This is a genomic window from Bacillus gaemokensis (assembly GCF_001590835.1).
In the GTDB taxonomy this organism is placed as follows: domain Bacteria; phylum Bacillota; class Bacilli; order Bacillales; family Bacillaceae_G; genus Bacillus_A; species Bacillus_A gaemokensis.
The window spans coordinates 1-353 of the sequence record NZ_LTAQ01000065.1; the positions used below are offsets into that span (position 1 = coordinate 1).

Annotated in this window: 1 protein-coding gene; it reads left to right on the forward strand. The window is 37.7% G+C overall.

Annotated features, from left to right (window positions below; genetic code table 11):
- The coding region (locus tag AZF08_RS24930; protein WP_153019600.1) for a DDE-type integrase/transposase/recombinase at positions 1–353 on the forward strand (353 nt) is incomplete at both ends.

Here is a 353-nt window from a genome sequence, read left to right on the forward strand (position 1 = left end):
TGATAAAGAAGGGCACACATTGGATATTCAACTTCGTAAAAAGCGCAATCATCAGGCTGCTTATGCTTTTATGAAAAGACTCTTACAAACGTTTGGAGAGCCAACGGTTCTCACAACCGACAAAGCCCCAGCGTTACTTTGTGCATTTAAAAAATTAAAAGAACAAGGCTTTGATAAACGTACAATTCATTGTACAATCAAGCATTTGAATAACCTTATAGAACAGGACCATAGGCATGTGAAGCGACGTTTTGCCAAATCCGCAGGATTTCAAAATCTTCGTCATGCTTCACGTACAATAAAAGGTATTGAGACCATTCATTCCTTATATAAACAAAGGCGAAGTCTTCAAA